Source organism: Mesorhizobium shangrilense, assembly GCF_028826155.1.
Classification (GTDB): domain Bacteria; phylum Pseudomonadota; class Alphaproteobacteria; order Rhizobiales; family Rhizobiaceae; genus Arvimicrobium; species Arvimicrobium flavum.
In genome coordinates, this window is record NZ_JAQGPN010000001.1 from 787292 (window position 1) to 805672 (window position 18381).

Genomic DNA, 18381 nt, shown 5'->3' on the forward strand with positions numbered 1-18381 from the left:
TGAATGTCATGCCTTGGCTTTCCAGCTTAGCGGGGACGCACGCTCGTATAGCCAACTATACTGCGTCACCATCTGCTTGGTGCGCGTGTATCGATGCGCGATCAGGCCGACCGCAGCCAAGATGACGAGGTCGGACAAATAGTGCGGCAGACTGAGAAAGGGTCCGCCATAGAGCGCGTAGTGCAGGAATCGAACTCCTGCGGCGAGAAGCAGCGAATAGACGAGGAAACTCGCGGGTTCCTGCCATACACGCGCGACGGCGCGGCCGGTCATCCATGTCGCCCAGCAGGCGAGCAGGAAGAAACACAGTTCGCCGAAGTAGAAGTGCTCGGTGATCATTGCGAGGATCATCAGGGAAAACTCCGTTCGGCCTAGTGACGCCCGCCTTCGAGATAGGCGGCGCGTACCTCGGGATCGGCCAGCAGGTCCTTGCCGGTGCCGCTCATGGTCACCCTGCCGTTGACCATGACGTAGCCGCGCGTGGCGAGCTTAAGGGCGCCGAAGGCGTTCTGTTCGACCAGGAACACGGTGAGCCCTTGCGTCCGGTTCAGCTCTCGAATGGCGTCGAAGATCTGCTTGACGATGAGCGGCGCCAGACCGAGCGACGGTTCGTCGAGCAGCAGCAACTTGGGGCGGGCCATCAAGGCGCGGCCGATGGAGAGCATCTGCTGCTCGCCGCCCGACAGCGTGCCGCCACGCTGGGCGATGCGTTCCTTCAGGCGCGGGAACAGATGAAAGACCTTCTCGACGTCCTCGTCGTAGTACTTGAGCTTGTCGAGACCGGCGCCCATCTGCAGGTTTTCCATCACGGTCATGCGGGGGAAGATGCGCCGGCCCTCCGGCGACTGCGCAATCCGCAATCTCGCAATCTCGTGCGTCGGCATTTCGGTGATGTCGGTGCCGGCGAAGGTGATCTTGCCGGTGCGTGCTCGCGGCGTCCCGAAGATGGTCATCATCAGCGTCGACTTGCCGGCGCCGTTGGCGCCGATCAGCGCCACGATCTCGCCTTCGTTGACATCGACCGAGACGCCGTTCAACGCACGGATGTTGCCATAGTAGGTCTCGACGCCCTCGACCTTGAGCAGGGTTTGCATGGCCATCTAGTTGCGTCCCCCGCGCTTCGCCGGCGCTGCCTTGGCCGATCTCTGCTGTCTGGCGAGCGCCTTGGCCTGGCCCACCCAGTCCTCTCGGCCGATCCGCCCGTCGAAGGCCAGATAAGCCTCGGCCGCAGCGATGTCGGCCCGCTTCCATGCCGCGATCTGGTCGAAGTGGAAGATGCCGTGGTCGTTGAGCTTGCGCTCGTTCACTGGTCCTATGCCCTTGATCCGGGTCAACGCGTCCGGCTGGCCGCCGCGCGGGGCGGTCAAGGTGTTCGAAAGCACCGGCGCGGAAGGCGTCCGCCTGGTCGCCCTGGCGACCGGGCGCGCCTCGGCGGCCGGCACAGCATCGGATGCCCGCTTCGGCGATTTCGCGGAAGGCGGCTGCTTTGCGGTCTCTCCCGCCGGCGTTTGCGCAAGCCGCGCCATCCTCGCCTCGACTTGCCGCGCCCGAGAAGCGCCGGCCGAGACCTTTATTATCTCGCCCTCGTCGTCGCTGTGGCGGATGGTATCGGAGACAGGACCCGCCATCATGGAGGCGGAAACCGAGGGACCGTGCGCTGGATCGGGCTCCGCGTCCAGTTCCTCGATGACGCTCTCATCGCCGACCTCGGTGAGCACCTCGGTCACCTCCTCGTCATCGACGCCGAGATAGGCGGCGATGACCTTCGGGTCGCTCTTGACCGACATCGGGTCGCCGTCGGAAATCTTGCGGCCGTATTCCAGCACGACGACGTGGTCGGAGATCTGCATCACGACCGACATGTCGTGCTCGATCAGCAGGATCGAGGTGCCGGTGTTCTCCTTGATGTCGTTGAGCAGGGCGTTGAGCGCCAGGGATTCCTTCGGGTTCAGGCCTGCCGCGGGCTCATCAAGGCAAAGCAGCTCCGGCCCCGTGCACATGGCGCGCGCAATCTCGAGCCGGCGCTGGGCGCCGTACGGGAGATCGCCCGCCGGATCGTCGGCGCGGCTGGTGAGATCCGCCTTCTCCAGCCAGAACTTGGCCAGCTCGATCGAGTCGCGCGACGCCTGGGCATAGCCGCCGATGCCCAGCAGGCCGAGGATGGTGTAGCCCGACGCCTTCATGAGCACGTTGTGCTGCGCAACCAGCAGGTTCTCGAGTACGGTCATGCCCGAAAACAGCCGGATGTTCTGGAAAGTGCGCGCGACCTTCGCCTTCTGGGTGATCTGGAAGTCAGCCAGCCGCTCGAGGAGGTAGGTCGACCCGTCCTTGCGGGACAGCGTGATCATGCCTTCGCTGGGCTTGTAGAAGCCGGTGATGCAGTTGAACACGGTCGTCTTGCCGGCGCCGTTCGGCCCGATCAGCGCGGTGATCTCGCCGCGCCTGGCCTGAAAGGAGAGGTCGCCGATCGCCACCAGCCCGCCGAACTTCATCGACAGGTGTTCGACGTTGAGGATCGCATCGTTCATGGAAGCCGCCGCACTCATCAACCGTGGCCTTCCTTGGTGAACGCGCTTGAGACGGCCTTCCGTTCGCGCAGGAAGGCGGTGGGCTCGCGGCTGGCCACGAAACCGCGCGGCTTCCAGATCATGACGATGACCATGGCCATTCCGAAGAGCAGCATGCGGTAGAGCTCCGGCGTGAAGTCGGGACCGAAGATCAGCTTGAGGAACTGCAGCTCGCGCAGCGCCTCCGTGCCCCCGACCATGACCAGCGCCGCAATCGCGATGCCGGTGAGCGAACCCATGCCGCCGAGCACGACGATGGCAAGGATGATCGCCGATTCCAGGAAGATGAAGGATTCGGGGCTGACGAAGCCCTGCCGCGCTGCGAAGAACGAGCCGGCGAAGCCGCCGAACATGGCGCCCGTCGCGAAAGCGGTGAGCTTCGTCGTGGTGGTGTTGATGCCGAGCGAACGGCAGGCGATCTCATCCTCGCGCAGCGCCTCCCAGGCGCGGCCGACCGGCATTCGACGCAACCGGATGGTGACGAAGGCGGTGAGCAGGCAAAGCAGAAGGATGAGGTAGTAGAGGAAGATCTTGTAGTAGACGCCGGACTGCGGAATGCCGAATACCTTGGCGATGTAGAAGGGCGACGAGACGTCGAAATTGAAGAGGCCGAAGAACGTCACCTTGGGTATGCCGGAAATGCCGGCCGAGCCGTTGGTGAGTTCTCGCCAGTTGATCAGCACGAGACGGATGATCTCGCCGAAGGCCAGGGTCACGATGGCGAGATAGTCGCCGCGCAACCGCAACACCGGAAACCCGAGGATCACGCCCCACATTGCAGCCATGGCGCCGGCGGCGGGCAGCAGGATCCAGAACGACCAGCCGAACTCGGTGCCGAGCAGGGCGTAGCAATAGGCGCCGACTGCGTAGAAGGCCACATAACCCAGGTCGAGCAGCCCGGCGAGGCCGACGACGATGTTCAGGCCCCAGGCCAGCATCACATAGATGAGAATCTGGATGCCGAAATTGTCGACCCACTTCAGGGAACCCTGGAGGCCGAACATGAGCACCATGGCGATGGGGAAGACAAAGAGGAACCCGATGCCCAGCGCGTTGAAGTTCTTGCGCACAAAGCCGGCCTCGGCTTCCACCGGCGGAGCCTTGGCCTTGGCTGCCTTGCTGCGCTCGACGGCGGGCTGGACGTAAGCCACCGACACGAAGCGCACGACCATGACAAGCGCCACGATGATCGCCAGCAGTCCCCAGCGGGGGACCAGGATCAGCTCATTGCGGATGTTCTGATCGGTCTTCAGGCCTATCAGGAGGACGAAAAGGCCAAAGGCGATGAGCCCCGCATAGACGGCCTCGCGGAGGGCGCGCGGAAACAGGGCATCCGCGGCCCGTTCGGTTGTCGTAACGGCAGCCATGGGTCAGACCTTTTCGACTTCGGGCCGGCCGAGGATGCCGGACGGCAGGAAGATCAGGACGATAGCGAGGATGGAGAAGGCGGCGACGTCCTTGTAGTCGATCGAGAAATAGGCCGACCACATGCTTTCTATGAAGCCGATCAGCAATCCGCCGATCACGGCTCCGGGGATGGAGCCGATACCGCCGAGCACCGCGGCGGTGAAGGCCTTCACGCCGGGGACGAAGCCATCCGAGAAGGCGACGACGCCGTAGTACATGAGGAACAACGTGCCGGCGACGGCGGCGAGCGACGCGCCCATGATGAAGGTGATCGAGATCGTGCGGTCCACGTCGACGCCGAGCAGAGCGGCCATCTTGCGGTCCTGCTCGCAGGCGCGCTGCGCCCGGCCGAGGGCGGTGCGGTTGACGAGATACCAGAAGACGGCAAGCAGCGCGGCGGTGACCACGACGATGATGATCTGCTTCAGCGAGATCGAGATGCCTCCCACAGTGTAGACCTGGCTGACCATCGGCGGGATCGGCTTGTTGCGCGGCCCTTGGGTGACCTGCACGAAGTTCGACAGCGCGATCGACATGCCGATCGCGGTGATCAGCGGCGCCAGCCGGAACGAACCGCGCAACGGCCGATAGGCGATCTTCTCAATCACCCAGTTGTAGAGGCTGGTCATCAGCATCGCCACGATCATCATGATCAGAAGCGCGACGGCCACTGGCACCGAGTAGAAGAGGCTCAGCAGGATCAGGAACACGATCAGGGCGATGAAGGCGCCCACCATGAAGATGTCGCCATGAGCGAAGTTGATCATGCCTATGATGCCATAGACCATCGTATAGCCGATCGCGATCAGCCCATAGATCGATCCCAGCGTCAGCCCGTTAACAAGCTGCTGGACGAAATATTCCATATGTCTGCGGCTCCCCTGGAATGTCGCCCGTCGGGTCGCATTCCTTTTTCTTCCCCGAGTCGTAATGTGTCGGGCATGGAATGCAACGCAAAAAGTAGCGTGGCAGCAGGCCTTCCAGCATCGTATCCGCCTGCTTGTTCTTTGCGCGCAGGCTTATATACCAGGGCGGAAGCTAGCATTGGCCCAACGCAATGTCATTGTCTATTCGCGCATTTTTTTGAGCATCTGTGCAAGGATTCTGCGAATGTTGGGCACCCACCGGTTGAAACATGCGTGGTGGACGCCCTTCGCCAAAGCCCCCGGTGCGCATCTCGACCCGCATTTCAGGTCGCCACGAAGCCATGCGCGAACGGATCGCGATCATCGATGAAGATCGTATTCAAACCCGTCATGCGCGCCCACCCGCCAATGGATGGAACGATTGCCGGGCGGCCGGCCACCTCCGTTTCGCGCTCCACGCGCCCTTTGAACAGCGATCCGATGATGGACTCGTGGACAAAGGAATCTCCGGCCTTCAGCTTGCCCTTTGCATGGAGCTGCGCCATGCGCGCCGAGGTCCCGGTGCCGCAAGGCGAGCGGTCGATCGCCTTGTCGCCGTAGAACACCGCATTGCGCGCGTCGGCTTCGGGATGCCTCGGCTTCCCGGTCCACAGCATGTGGGAGAGCCGGTTGATGGCGGGGTTCTCCGGATGCACGAAGCTGTATTTCTCGTTGAGCCGCTGGCGGACAACGGGACTCCAGGCGATGAAGTCGCCAGCGGAATGGTGGGCCATGTCGCGGAAATTCTCCTGCGGCTCGACGATGGCATAGAAGTTGCCGCCATAGGCCACGTCGACCTTGATCTCGCCGAGCGTCGGGCAGTCCACCGTCAGGCCCTCGGCATAGAGGAAGGAGGGGACGTTGGTGATGCGGACCTCCTCCACATATTCGCCCTCCTGGCGATACTCTGCGATGACGAGGCCGGCCGGCGTATCCAGCCGAAGCACGCCCGGCGTCTTCGGTTTCACCAGGCCGTTCTCGATCGCCATCGTGACGGTGCCGATCGTGCCGTGGCCGCACATCGGCAGGCAGCCTGAGGTCTCGATGAAGAGGATGGCGACGTCGCAGTCGTCGCGCGTCGGCGGGTAGAGGATCGATCCCGACATCACGTCGTGGCCGCGCGGCTCGAACATGAGGCCGGTGCGAATCCAGTCGTATTCGGCGAGGAAGTGCGCCCGCCGCTCCATCATGGTCGCGCCGTGCAGTTGCGGCCCGCCGCCGGCGACCAGGCGCACCGGGTTGCCGCAGGTATGGCCGTCGATGCAGGTGAACGTGTTGCGTGGCATCGTGTTGGTCTCAGAAGCGTTGCGCAGAGAAGGGGGACGTGTCAATCGCGGAAATGCTGCCGAGCGCCATGTCGCTGATCAGGCGGCCGGTGGCGGCGGCCTGCGTCAGACCGAGATGACCGTGGCCGAAGGCGTAGAGAACCGGCCCGCGCGCAGCCTTGCCGATGACCGGCAGGGAATCGGGAAGCGACGGGCGGAACCCCATCCACTCGCGGCCACCTGAAGGGTCCAGCCCCGGCAGGAACCGCCGCGCCTTTTCCATCATGGCTCTTGACCGCGCATGATTGGGCGGCCGGCGAAGTCCAGCCAGCTCAACCGCACCGCCGACGCGGATGCCGGTGTCGAGCGGCGTGACGACGAAGCCGTGGCCGGAGAAGATGAGCTGGCGCCTGACGTCGAAGGCGGAGCGGGGCAGGGTGGTGTTGTAGCCGCGCTCGGTTTCCAAGGGGATGCGGTCGCCGAAATGGCGCGCGAGCAGATGCGACCACGCGCCGGCGGCGACGACCAGCCGCCGCGCCACGATCGTGCGGCCCTCACGCAGTTGCACGGCGACGGTATCGCCCATCGGGACGGCGACCGCGACATCGCCCTGCACGAAGGACGCGCCGCGCTGCTCCGCGTAGCGCCAGACCGCCTTGCCCAGCAACTTGGGATCGGCGACCGTCTTCCAGCCCGGCACGAAGGTTCCCTTTATGAACTGTCCGGAGAGGCCCGGCTGGAGCGCCGCCAGATCGTCGCCGGCAACATGCCGGTAGCCGATGCCGAAGCGGTCGCGCGCGGCCCATCCCGGGAGTGACGCGCAGAACTCGTCCTCGCTTTCGTAGAGCTCGAGCGAGCCGTCCTCGCGCAGCATGTGGCGCGTGCCGGAACGGTCCAGCAGGCTCATCCACTCGGCTTCGGCGAGCTTCATCAGCGCCGCCTGCGCCGACAGCGCCGCTTCGTAGTTCGAAGGCGCGCCGGCGCGCCAGAAGCGCCATAGCCAGGGCGCGAGCCAGGGCAGGTAGGCTGGCGGGATAGCCAAAGGCCCCAGCGGGTCGGCGAGCCAGCGCGGCAGGTGGCGCAGCATGCCCTTCTGGGCCAGAGGCAGCACGTCGGAGAAGGCGAAGGCCGCCGCGTTGCCCGAACTGGTCTCCTCGCAGATGCCGGTGCGGTCGATCACCGTTACCCGGCATCCGGCTTCCGCGAGGCAGGCCGCCGTGCAGATGCCGATGATCCCGGCGCCGACGATGACAACGTCGCCATCGTCCCCATTGGCGAGGGATGGCTGCTGCGCCGATGCGGGCCGCGAGGGCCTGTCGGAAGGTGCCGTCCTCCTGGTCACGTCTGCGCTGCCCTCATCTCCCGCAGCGTCCTCTCTAGTCCGTCTCCGCCCTGCGGGCCTTCCTCAGAGAGCGGGGAGCGTCGGGCGTTTGGCCAGCGCGTCCCTGACGATCTTCTCGGCCGCCTCGCGCCGCGCCCCGGACAGCGGCTGGCGGGGCATGCGGACGCGATCATTGCTTCCGATCGCAAGCACCTCGGCCAGCTTGATGTTCTGGACCAGGTAGGTGGACACGTCGAGGTCGAGCAGCGGGCGGAACCAGCGATAGATCGCCAGGGCCTCCTCGCGCCGGCCCTGCTTCATCAGCTTGTAGATCGCCACCGTCTCGCGCGGGAATGCGGTCACCAGTCCCGCGATCCAGCCGACCGCGCCGACCGAAAGCGCCTCGAAGGCGAGGTTGTCGACGCCGGTGAAGACGTCGAAGCGATCGCCGAACCGGTTGATGATCTCGGTCGTACGCCGAATGTCGTCGGACGATTCCTTGATGGCGACGAAGAGATCGTCGGAGGCGAGTTCCGCCATCGTGTCGACGGTGACGTCGACGCGATAGGCGATGCGGTTGGAGTAGATCATCACCGGCAGCCCGCCCGCCGCGGCAACCGCCTTCAGCGTGGCGACGGTTTCATCGGGGTTGGTGTGGTAGATCGGGCTCGGCACGACCATGAGGCCATCCGCGCCCGCCTTGGCGGCGCGCTTGGCGAGGGCGGCGCCCTCACGCGTCGCCGCCTCGTTGATCGTCATCAGCACAGGTCGGCTGCCGGCGATCTTCCGAGCCGTCTGGAAGACCTCGAGCTTCTCCTCGTGACTGAGCATGGGCCCCTCGCCGAGCGAGCCGCAGACGATCAGCCCGTCGCACCCTGCTTCGATCTGGAGGCCGAAGCAGCGTTCCATCTCGGCATGATCGAGACGATCATCCCCCGTGAACTTGGTGGTGACCGCCGGAAACACTCCGCTCCACATACCGTTCCTCCTCAAAAACTAATATATCAGACATATATCACTGGACGACGGAATGTTGTCAATTGCGAAATTCGAGTGATATCTCGAAAAGGTTAGGGCATGACACAGGCGCTGGAACACAGGATGGACGATGAAGCGGTTGGCTTCGAGCCGGTAGCCCTGAAGGCCTACCGCACGCTCGAGCGGATGATCGTGACGCTCGAACTGGCGCCGGGCTCGCTGACGACCGAAGGAACGCTGATCCAGCGGCTCGGCCTTGGCCGCACGCCTGTCCGCGAGGCCATCCAACGCCTCGCCTGGGAAGGCCTGGTCGACGTCCGCCCGCGCGCCGGCCTGGCGATCGCGCCGCTACACGCAAGCGACTGGCTGCGGGTGCTGGACGCCCGCAAGGGGGTCGAGGTCGTCCTTGCCCGATCCGCGGCCCGGTTCATCACGCGGCCGATCGCGGAGCACTTCCATGCAGCTGCGCTGGCGATGCAGAAGGCGGTCGTGGCGAACGATCCCCTCCTCTATCTGGATGCCGACAAGCAGCTCGACGAGGCGATGGCGCTGGCCGCCGATAATGCCTTCGCTGCACGCGTGGCGGCCCCGCTCCAAACCCACAGCCGACGCTTCTGGTATCGCTATCAGACGGCAAGCCTCGCAGAGTCGGCCGAACACCATGTGCAGGTCATCCGCGCAGTGCTCGACGGGGACGAGGCCGAGGCCGCATCCGAAACCGAGAGGCTCATGGCGTTGCTGCTTCTCCAGGCGCGGGTCTCGCACCGCTGAAAACTACGCCCTTCTGTCCGCAACGCGTCGCTCGGAGCCGGTGCGGAAAAAGCCGAATTCAGGCATCCCGGCCGGCGATAAGGGTCTTGCTTTCCCAGCCTTCGCCCGCCGAAACGATGCAACTCGTGCCGTCGGTGCGGGTGGCGAGGATGGTCCATGTGCCCGTATCCGAAACGAACACCTCGAGGACGGCGGAGTTGTCGACCATTCCGACAGCCATCGGGCTTTCCCGGAAGTCCTTTGAGAGCTTTGCGACGATGTCGCCGCGCACGCCGCACAGGTTTGGCTGCTGGGCAGCGGCAGGAAATGAGAGAACGAGTCCCGCGAGGGATGCAGCCGCGAGGCTGAGGATCTTGCGTGCCATGACGACCTCCTGACTGCGACGCGGGCATCAAGCGGCTCCTGGCCGCCATCAACCGGGGTCGACCGGGGTTCCTGTTGCACCCGAACGCCTCCCGCGATCCGGTGCTGGATCAAGCGGGATCGCCGCGTCTGCGTTCCATCACGAACCATGTCACGTCGATAGGGTTGGTGAACCGTGCAGGCAGAAGATGGGCGAAGAGCGCACGCCCAAAACGCATGAGGGCGGCCCGGAGACCGCCCTCTGAGAGGCAAGCAATCGAAAGACGGGCGATCAGTTCATCGTCGGGATGACGAACTCGGCGCCGTCCTTGATGCCGGACGGCCAGCGCGAGGTGACCGTCTTGGTCTTGGTATAGAAGCGGAAGGCGTCCGTGCCGTGCTGATTGAGGTCGCCGAAGGACGACGCCTTCCAGCCGCCGAAGGTGTAGTAGGCGATCGGCACCGGGATCGGCACGTTGACGCCGACCATGCCGACCTGGACGCGGCTGGCGAAGTCGCGGGCGGCGTCGCCGTCGCGGGTGAAGATCGCCACGCCATTGCCCATCTCATGGTCGTTGGCCAACTTGATGGCGTTCTCGTAGGTCGGCGCGCGCACCACCGAGAGCACCGGCCCGAAGATCTCTTCCTTGTAGATGCGCATGTCAGGCGTCACGTCATCGAACAGGCAGCCACCCATGTAGTAGCCGTTCTCGTAGCCCTGCATCTTGAAGCCGCGGCCGTCGACGACAAGCTTGGCGCCTTCTTCCACGCCGAGGTCGACATAGCCCTTGACGCGCTCCAGCGCCTGCCTGGTGACCAGCGGACCGAAGTCGGCGGACGAGTCGGTCGAGGGGCCGACCTTCAGGCTTTCGACGCGCGGGATCAGCTTGTCCATCAGCCGGTTGGCGGTGTCGTGGCCGACCGGCACGGCGACCGAGATCGCCATGCAGCGCTCGCCGGCCGAGCCGTAGCCGGCGCCGATCAGCGCATCGACCGTCTGGTCCATGTCGGCGTCAGGCATGATGATCATATGGTTCTTGGCGCCGCCGAAGCACTGCACCCGCTTGCCCGACGCGGTACCGCGCGAGTAGATGTAATGCGCGATCGGCGTCGAGCCGACGAAGCCGATGGCCTTGATATCCGGATCGTCGAGGATGGCGTCGACGACCTCCTTGTCGCCGTTGACGACGTTGAGGATGCCGGCCGGCAGGCCGGCCTCGATGAACAGTTCCGCGATGCGCATCGGCACTCCCGGATCACGCTCGGACGGCTTCAGGATGAAGGCGTTTCCGCAGGCGATGGCCGGCGCGATCTTCCACAGCGGGATCATGGCGGGGAAGTTGAACGGGGTGATGCCGGCGACCACGCCGAGCGGCTGGCGCATGGAATAGACATCGATGCCCGGGCCGGCGCCGTCGGTGAACTCGCCCTTCATCATGTGCGGCGCGCCGATGCAGACCTCGACGACTTCCAGGCCGCGCTGGATGTCGCCCTTGGCGTCGGCGACCGTCTTGCCGTGCTCGCGGGCCAGCAGGTCGGCCAACGAGTCGTAGTCGCGCTGGACCAGTTCGAGGAACTTCATCAGCACGCGGACGCGGCGCTGCGGGTTGGTCGCGGCCCAGGCCGGCTGCGCCGCCTTGGCGTTCTCGACCGCGGCGCGCAATTCGGAAGCCGAGCCGAGCGCGACCTTGTTGCGTACAGCGCCGTCCATCGGCTGCATGACGTCCTGCGTGCGCCCGCTGGTCGAGGCGACCTGCTTGCCGCCAATGAAATGTCCGACAACGTCCATGGCATCTCTCCCTGAATCTGGTGATGGTCGCATTCTCGCCCTTTGACGGCGGATTGACAACGCGACGCGAAACGCATCCGTTGTGCAGAAAATCGTGAGCCAGCATAATGAAGCATGAACTGACGCAAAGAAGGCCGGTGCACCCTCATGCCGGGCCGGGCGCGTTTTGCGCGAACTGGACTAGGCGGTGCGGCGCTCCCGGCGAGATGCGCCCATCATGAACTGGGATGACGTCCGCATCTTTCTCGCAGTTGCTCGCGCCGGGCAGATCCTCAACGCCGCACGGCGGCTCGACCTCAACCATGCGACCGTGTCTCGACGCATATCCTCGCTCGAGGAGGCGCTCGGAACAAAACTCTTCCGTCGGCAGACCACCGGCAGCGAGCTGACACCGGCGGGCGAGCGCTTCCTGGCGATCGCCGAGCGCATGGAGGCGGACGTGATAACGGCGCGCGCCGAAGTCGCCGGGGAGGGCGACACGGTTTCGGGCACGGTGCGCATCGGCGCGCCGGACGGGTTCGGCGTCGCTTTCCTGGCGCGGCGGCTGGGCGCGCTGACGGAGGAGCATCCGGGGCTGACCATCCAGCTGGTCCCGGTGCCGCGCTCGTTCTCCCTGTCGAGGCGCGAGGCGGACATCGCCATCACGACCGAGCGCCCGACCGAGGGACGGCTGGTCGCGGCCAAGCTCGTCGACTATTCGCTCGGCCTCTATGCCTCGCGTGGCTATGCGGACCTCCACGGCCTGCCGGCGGGGCGAGACGACCTATCCGGGCACAGGCTGATCGGCTACGTCCCGGACCTCGTTGTCAATCCTTCGCTCGACTATGCGGCCGAGTTCAGTCCTGCGTGGAGGGCCGGTTTCGCCATCTCGTCGGCCCTGGGCCAGGTCGAGGCAGTGCGCTCGGGCGCAGGCATCGGCATCCTGCACGCCTTCATCGCGCGGGCCCAGCCCGATCTGGTCGAGGTGGGGGCGGCGCCGGCGATCCGCCGCGCCTATTGGCTCGTCTATCACGAATCCGTTCGGCCGCTGCGGCGGGTTCAGGTCGTTGCGGGCTTCATCCAGAAGGCGGTCGAGAAGGACCGGGCGCTGTTCCTGTAGCCGTCCCCGCTTCTCGCCGAGGCGGCAAGGCGCCGCGCTCGATCAGAAAGCTTTCCAGGCGCACTCGAAGCTTTGCACCGGGTGAGAGAATCCCCTCAGACGCCGTCGTTTCGTCGGCAGGAAGGGGCCGGCGGCGCCGTACTCCCGGTAAATATTCTCCGACACCAGGATATGGTCGCCGGTCGCCGCGGCACACAACCGGGCGGCGAGTTGGACCGCCGTGCCGAAGAGGTCGTTCTGTCCTCGACCGGCTCGCCGCAGTCGAGCCCGATCCGCACATGGATCGGCTCCGGGTTGCCGCCGTTGTAGCGCTCGAACCCCGCTTGGATGTCGATGGCGCAATCGATGGCCTCCTTCGCGGAGGCGAAGGAGGCCATGATGCCGTCACCGGTATGCTTCACCTCGCGCCCGCCGCGCCTGGTCAGGCAGCGCCGCACGATCGAGTCGTGCGCCCGCACCAGTTCCGTGGCGATGCGGTCGCCGAGCCGCTCCGTCATCCGTGTCGAGCCCACCATGTCGGTGAACATGATGGTGCGGTGCGCGGTGTCCATCTCCGCCGCCTGGCTCCCGGCCGGCGGCTCGGGATCCAGAACGCGGCCGAGAAAGGCCTCGACGACAGAGGGTGCAACCTCGACGATCTCCTCCGCCACGAAGCCATGGGCGTCGCGGTGCACGCACTGGGCGGCCTCCTTGTCCGGGGCGTCGATGAGGCAGAAGGTCGTGCCGCGCTGTTCGTCGAACCAATAGGTCAGGAACTTGACGCCGTATTGGTCTTGGATCTCGAGATCCTTGCGGTGGGCTTCCGCGATGTCGGACGCGGTGACCCCTGTCAGATTGTGTCGATCCATGAAGATGGGCATCTTTGGCCCTCCGCGCGTTCCTCGTGGCGGCCAACGCCGGTCGCGGCCGATAGCTTAGGCCCATTATCGGGCATTTTCGTGCAAGCGGCTAGCCGGGTTCGCGCACCATCGACCGCCCGCGCATGGTGGCGAGTGCACGAACAGGCCCGCTCGGTGTAAGCTGGAGGGATGCTGGCCCGGCACGCTGTTCGGATGCAACGCGGCGCTCAGCAGTGAGGGGAGGGACGGACCCATGGGACAGGTGAGCCGCATCATGTTCGCGGTGGCAGCGGCGTTGCTGCTCGTCCTCGCCGCCGCGTTGATCGGATATGCAGGGTACCAGCTTGTGAAGGCGATGGCGTCGGCCAGCCAGGTGCTCGCCGCCGGCGATTTCGGGTACATCGTCATCGACTCCGTCGGCTATGTGGTGATCGCAATCGCAATCCTCGACGTCACCAAGCACATCTTCGCCGAGGAAGTGCGCGGCTGGCGGGATCGCAGCCGCGAGCATCTGTTCAGGGAGAGCTTTCACAAGTTCGTGTCGATTATTTCGATCGCCATCTTCCTGGAAGGGCTCGTATTGGTGTTCAAGGTCTCCCAGGACGAAGTCCGCCTCTTGCTCTATCCGGTGCTCCTGCTTTTCGTCGCGGTTGCCATGATGGTCGGCCTCGCCGTGTCGCAACGGCTCGGCGTCGCTCCCGACAGGGATGCGGACTCGCCGAACTGAGCTGCGGCCGGAGGCCCTCCGCCCCTCAGCCGTATCGGCCAAGCCCGAGTTCGCTGACGTCGATCTCCGGCTTCTTGCCGGAGATCACGTCGGCCAGCACCCGCCCGGAACCGCAGGACATGGTCCAGCCCAAGGTGCCGTGGCCCGTGCTCAGATAGAGGTTCGGATAGCGCGACTGACCGATGATCGGAGGACCGTCCGGCGTCATCGGCCGCAAGCCGCACCAGAAGCTGGCGCGCGACAGGTCGCCGCCCTTCGGGAAAAGGTCGTTGACGGAATGCTCTAGCGTATCGCGGCGCGCCTGGTGGAGGCGAAGGTCATAGCCCGAGATCTCGGCGGTGCCGCCGGCGCGGATGCGGTCGCCGAGCCGGGTGATCGCCACCTTGTAGGTCTCGTCCATGACCGTCGATTCCGGCGCGCCGATCGCATCGGTGATCGGCACGGTGATGGAATAGCCCTTGATGGGATAGACCGGGATGGACATGCCGATCTTGCGCAACAGGATCGGCGAGTAGCTGCCCAGCGCCACGACATAGGCGTCCGCCTTGAGGACGCCGGCGCTGGTGGCGACACCCGCGATCTTGCCGCCCTCGACCATGATCGCCTCGATGTCGACGCCGAACCTGAACGTCACGCCACGCCCGGCGGCGTGGGAGGCCAGCCGCTCGGTGAACATCTGGCAGTCGCCGGTCTCGTCGCCCGGCAGGCGCAGGCCGCCGACATACTTTCCCTTCACGTTGGCGAGGGCCGGTTCAGCCGCGATGCACCCGGCAGGGTCCAGCACCTCGAACGGCACGCCGAACTGCCTCAGCACCTCGATGTCGCCGCCGATGCCGTCGAGCTGCTTCTGCGTGCGGAAGAGCTGCAGCGTGCCCTGACTGCGCTCGTCATAGGTGATCCCGGTAGAGGTGCGCAGGTCGCGCAGACAGTCGCGCGCGTATTCGGCAATCGGCACCATGCGCGCCTTGTTGACCGCATAGCGCGCCGAGGTGCAGTTGCGCAGCATCTTGAACACCCAGGACCACATCGCCGGATCGACGAGCGGACGGATCACCAGCGGCCCGTGCTTCATCAGCAGCCACTTGATCGCCTTGACCGGAACGCCCGGCCCGGCCCACGGCGAAGAATAGCCCGGCGACACCTCGCCAGCATTGGCGAAGCTTGTCTCCAGCGCCGGGCCCGTCTGCCGGTCGACGACCGTGACCTCGTGGCCGGCCTCGGCGAGGTAGTGCGCGGCGGTGACGCCGATCACGCCACTTCCCAGGATCAGAACTTTCATTTCTTCCGATGTCTCCTCAGGCGCCGAAATAGTGGCGGTGGAACCGCCTGCCGAAACTGGTCAGGATCTCATAGCCGATGGTGCCAGCGTGCTCCGCGACCTGATCGACTGTCTGATCCGCTCCGATCAGGTCGACAAGATCGCCGGGCCTCAAGGCGTCATGCGGCAGGGCCGAAATATCGAGGATGATGCTGTCCATCGAGACGCGCCCGGCAAAGGGCAGGCGTGCGCCATGGTGGAACGCAGCGGCCGCGCCGCGCCTGTGCCAGCCATCTGCATAGCCCAGTGAGATGGTGGCGAGGCGCATATGGGTCCTGGCGCGCGATGCGTAGCCATAGCCGATGCCGACGCCGTCGCCGACCTCGCGGGTCTGCACCACCTTGGCGCGCAGGCTCACCACCTGCCGCATCGGGTTCGCGTCCCCCGGCGTCGGGTTGACGCCATAAAGGGCTGCGCCGGGTCGAGCCAGGTCGTGGTGATAGTCCTGCCCCAAAAAAATGCCGGAGGAGTTGGCGAGCGACGCGGGCACCGCCGGCAGCATCCGGCGCAGTCGATCGAAATTGTCACGCTGGAGCCGGTTCACCGGATTGTCCGGCTCATCGGCGCAGGCGAGATGACTCATCACCAGCACGAGCTGCACGCCCGACAGCAGTGCTGGCGTCGCTGCCAACCGCTCGACCTCGTGGGGCGAAAGGCCGAGCCGCGACATGCCGCTGTCGACCTGCAGGGCCGCGGGAAGCGGCCGCTCCAGCCGCCGCGCGAGGTCGGACCATGCCTGCAACTGCTCGAGACTGTTGAGCACCGGCGTCACGTCCGCTTCGGCGGAATCGCGCTCGGCGCCGGGGGGCAAGCCGTTCAACACGAAAATCGCGTGGTCGCGCGGCAGAACCGCGCGCAACTCCAGCGCCTCGAAAATGTGGGCCACGAAAAAGCTGCGGCAACCTTCGGCAGCGAGGGCTTCGGCCACCTCTGCCGCCCCCAGCCCGTAGGCGTCCGCCTTGACGACGCCGGCGCAGGCTGCGCGGCCGAGCCGCGCCTTCAAGATGCGATAGTTCTCACGCAGGGCGCCGAGATCGATGCCGAGCAGTGCGCCGGCCAAATGCTCCGGCACGGTGGGCTGCACGGGCAGTGCGCCCGGTCCTTTCGTCACACCGCCCGGGGGCGTCGTCATCAGGGTACCTCGTCGTGAAAGCCTACGCGCAAAGGCTCTAGGATGAGACGAGTGGCACTGCAACTCGGCCTGGCGGATTGTTGATTGGTCCAAGCCGTTGGGCCACGCTGGAGGTGGGTCCGCTGCGTCGCTGGGCCGCACTTCAGGAGGGTTTTGGCTTGTCTTGGCGGATCGCCGGCTCGGGCACACGTCGCCATAGAAGCCAGGCCAGGATGGCGATCGCCCCCATGGTCGGGATGACGGTGGCGAGCGCCGTCACCGGTTCGCCGATCATGGCGCAAACAGAGCCGCCCACCAGCCCGCCGCCCATCTGGACGAAGCCGCTCAGGGACGATGCGGCCCCCGCATTTTGGGGGAAGGGAGCCATGGCGGCGGACAAGGTGGCGGGAGTCACGAACGCAATGCCGAAGGCGAAAAGGCCCAGCGGTCCCATCACGCTGAGGAAAGTCGGCTCCCAGATGCGCAGCAGGACCGCCAGCAGAAGGCTGCCGACAGCGATGAACACCAGCCCGATCGGCACGAGGCGAAACGCGCCAAGTCGGCCGATGAGCAGGCGAACGGTCGCCGATCCCGCAAAATAGCTGCCGCTCTGCATCAGCATGCCGGCGCCGAAAGCCGTAGGCGAGAGGCCGACCCGGTCCATGAGAATGAAGGGCAGGATGGTGGCCTGGGTGTAGAGTGCGCCCACCGCACCGGCGAGGATGATGCTGCAAAGCACGAAATAGGGTGTGGCGAGCAACATCCCGTAGGAGCGGATAAGGGCGCGCGGCGCGATGCGCGACAGATCGCGCTCGACGGTCTCGGTCATGGCGAAATGGACCATCAGCATGATCGCGATGCCGACCGCGACCATGAGCAGGAAGATGGCGTGCCAGCCTGCGACCTGCATGGTGAGGCCGCCCAGGGTCGGCGCAAAGGCGGGGCCGATGCCGAGGATCATGCCGATCAGATTCATGATCCGGGCGGATCGCTCATGGGTGAAGAGATCGCGGACGATGGCGCGCGATATGGCGACGCCGACCGCCGCGCCGAAGCCCTGTATGCAGCGCGCCACGATGAGCGCCTCGATCGTCGGGGCGAACAGCGCGTAGAGCGATCCCGCCACGTAGATGCCCATGAAGGCGAAGGTGACTGGCTTGCGGCCGAAGCCGTCCGACAGGGGCCCGCAGATCAGCTGAGCGAAGGCGAAGCCGGCAAAATACAGGGACAGCGTCATCTTGACCGCGGCTTCGGTGGTCCCGAAGGCGCGAACGATCTCGGGCATGGCCGGGGTGAACAGGGCCATGGAGACTGGCCCGATGGCGACGAGCGCTGCGCCGATCAGCGAGACGCGACGCTCGCTCATCAGCGGCGGTGGGGCTGGATGCGCGCTCATGCAACAGGGCCCTGCGAGGTGGGGGCGGCGCGGCAACCGGCAAGATTGTCCCGCGCGGCCTTGAGCACGCTCATGAAACGCTCCCAGTCGCGCGCGTCCATGCCGGCCGATGCCTTCGCCCGCGTGGTCGTCCCCAGTTGCTTGATGGTCGCCAGCACCTCGTCCGCCGCTTCGGTCACCTGGACCAGCTTGGCCCGCCGATCGGCGGGGTCGGCGACGCGCCGGATAAGCTGCTTTGCTTCCAGCCGGTCGAGGAAGCCCGTGACGGTCATCGCCTCGACCCCCATGCGCTCGGCCAGCACGTTCTGCCGGACGAGCCCGGCGCGGGCGGCGTGCGACAGCGTACGCGCCTCGCCCGCTGTGACGCCGATGCCGGAGCCCGCCACAGCCCTGTCGAAATCGGCGCGCACGAGGCGGGCAAGGTCGGTCGCCAAGAAGCCGAAGCCATCGGGGTTGACACTGTGGGTCACGGCCGCGTCCAATCTTAGTAAGAAAACCTTATTATAAGCCCGCTTAGGTACATCGACCGCCAGCGTCAAGATGGTT

General features: G+C 65.7%; 17 protein-coding genes and 1 pseudogene. 3 read left to right on the plus strand and 15 right to left on the minus strand.

Features of this window, described 5'->3' with window-relative positions; all coding sequences use genetic code 11:
* Nucleotides 1–6 precede the first annotated feature (6 nt).
* From PD284_RS03890 to PD284_RS03925, 8 genes are all read right to left on the minus strand, one after another.
* Entirely contained in the window at nt 7–339 is a 333-nt protein-coding gene (locus PD284_RS03890) for a DUF6867 family protein (RefSeq protein WP_274630533.1), read from the minus strand.
* Between the two features lie 32 nt (nt 340–371).
* Nucleotides 372–1100: an ABC transporter ATP-binding protein gene (locus tag PD284_RS03895; RefSeq protein ID WP_274626916.1), complete on the minus strand. Its 729-nt coding sequence runs from the start codon at nt 1098–1100 to the stop codon at nt 372–374.
* Nucleotides 1101–2546 carry an ATP-binding cassette domain-containing protein gene (locus PD284_RS03900; RefSeq protein WP_274626917.1) on the minus strand — a complete coding sequence of 482 codons (1446 nt, stop codon included), beginning with the start codon at nt 2544–2546 and terminating at the stop codon, nt 1101–1103.
* The gene (livM, locus tag PD284_RS03905) at nt 2546–3934 is read right to left on the minus strand and encodes a high-affinity branched-chain amino acid ABC transporter permease LivM (protein WP_274626918.1); all 1389 of its coding nucleotides are present in this window, start codon (nt 3932–3934) and stop codon (nt 2546–2548) included. The genes PD284_RS03900 and livM overlap by 1 nt, the downstream gene beginning before the upstream one ends.
* A 3-nt stretch (nt 3935–3937) precedes the next feature.
* The gene (locus PD284_RS03910; RefSeq protein WP_274626919.1) at nt 3938–4840 is read right to left on the minus strand and encodes a branched-chain amino acid ABC transporter permease; all 903 of its coding nucleotides are present in this window, start codon (nt 4838–4840) and stop codon (nt 3938–3940) included.
* 323 nt (nt 4841–5163) lie between these two features.
* Nucleotides 5164–6165: a 4-hydroxyproline epimerase gene (locus PD284_RS03915; protein WP_274626920.1), complete on the minus strand. Its 1002-nt coding sequence runs from the start codon at nt 6163–6165 to the stop codon at nt 5164–5166.
* 10 nt (nt 6166–6175) lie between these two features.
* A complete protein-coding gene (locus PD284_RS03920; RefSeq protein ID WP_411956250.1) occupies nt 6176–7393 on the minus strand; it encodes an NAD(P)/FAD-dependent oxidoreductase in 1218 nt (405 codons plus the stop codon).
* 156 nt (nt 7394–7549) lie between these two features.
* Nucleotides 7550–8443, minus strand: a complete 894-nt coding sequence (locus PD284_RS03925) for a dihydrodipicolinate synthase family protein (protein WP_274626922.1) — start codon at nt 8441–8443, stop codon at nt 7550–7552.
* 123 nt (nt 8444–8566) lie between these two features.
* Here PD284_RS03925 and PD284_RS03930 point away from each other — a divergent pair, with 123 nt between their 5' ends.
* A complete protein-coding gene (locus PD284_RS03930) occupies nt 8567–9214 on the plus strand; it encodes a GntR family transcriptional regulator (RefSeq protein WP_274626923.1) in 648 nt (215 codons plus the stop codon).
* 58 nt (nt 9215–9272) lie between these two features.
* Here PD284_RS03930 and PD284_RS03935 read toward each other — a convergent pair whose 3' ends face one another.
* Both PD284_RS03935 and PD284_RS03940 read right to left on the minus strand, forming a co-directional pair.
* Nucleotides 9273–9578 (minus strand): hypothetical protein, encoded by a 306-nt coding sequence (locus PD284_RS03935; protein WP_274626924.1) that lies wholly within the window; start codon nt 9576–9578, stop codon nt 9273–9275.
* 270 nt (nt 9579–9848) lie between these two features.
* A complete protein-coding gene (locus PD284_RS03940) occupies nt 9849–11345 on the minus strand; it encodes a CoA-acylating methylmalonate-semialdehyde dehydrogenase (protein ID WP_274626925.1) in 1497 nt (498 codons plus the stop codon).
* A gap of 217 nt (nt 11346–11562) precedes the next feature.
* On the opposite strand from PD284_RS03940, the gene PD284_RS03945 reads away from it, so the two are divergent.
* Nucleotides 11563–12444: a LysR family transcriptional regulator gene (locus tag PD284_RS03945; RefSeq protein ID WP_274626926.1), complete on the plus strand. Its 882-nt coding sequence runs from the start codon at nt 11563–11565 to the stop codon at nt 12442–12444.
* 42 nt (nt 12445–12486) lie between these two features.
* On the opposite strand, the pseudogene PD284_RS03950 reads toward PD284_RS03945, so the two are convergent.
* Nucleotides 12487–13304: pseudogene (locus PD284_RS03950) on the minus strand (nickel-binding protein).
* A 232-nt stretch (nt 13305–13536) separates the two neighbouring features.
* Between PD284_RS03950 and PD284_RS03955 the strand changes: the two are divergent.
* Nucleotides 13537–14010, plus strand: a complete 474-nt coding sequence (locus PD284_RS03955; RefSeq protein ID WP_274626927.1) for a hypothetical protein — start codon at nt 13537–13539, stop codon at nt 14008–14010.
* A gap of 25 nt (nt 14011–14035) precedes the next feature.
* On the opposite strand, the gene PD284_RS03960 is transcribed toward PD284_RS03955, so the two are convergent.
* The 4 genes from PD284_RS03960 to PD284_RS03975 all read right to left on the minus strand — a co-directional run bounded on the left by PD284_RS03960 (nt 14036) and on the right by PD284_RS03975 (nt 18305).
* On the minus strand, nt 14036–15289 hold the full coding sequence (locus tag PD284_RS03960) for a D-amino acid dehydrogenase (RefSeq protein ID WP_274626928.1): 1254 nt from the start codon (nt 15287–15289) through the stop codon (nt 14036–14038).
* 16 nt (nt 15290–15305) lie between these two features.
* On the minus strand, nt 15306–16460 hold the full coding sequence (alr, locus tag PD284_RS03965) for an alanine racemase (protein ID WP_274626929.1): 1155 nt from the start codon (nt 16458–16460) through the stop codon (nt 15306–15308).
* Nucleotides 16461–16602: 142 nt separating this feature from the next.
* Nucleotides 16603–17835 (minus strand): multidrug effflux MFS transporter, encoded by a 1233-nt coding sequence (locus PD284_RS03970; protein WP_274626930.1) that lies wholly within the window; start codon nt 17833–17835, stop codon nt 16603–16605.
* A complete protein-coding gene (locus PD284_RS03975; protein ID WP_274626931.1) occupies nt 17832–18305 on the minus strand; it encodes a MarR family winged helix-turn-helix transcriptional regulator in 474 nt (157 codons plus the stop codon). Before PD284_RS03975 ends, PD284_RS03970 begins: the two co-directional genes overlap by 4 nt.
* Nucleotides 18306–18381: the final 76 nt, after the last annotated feature.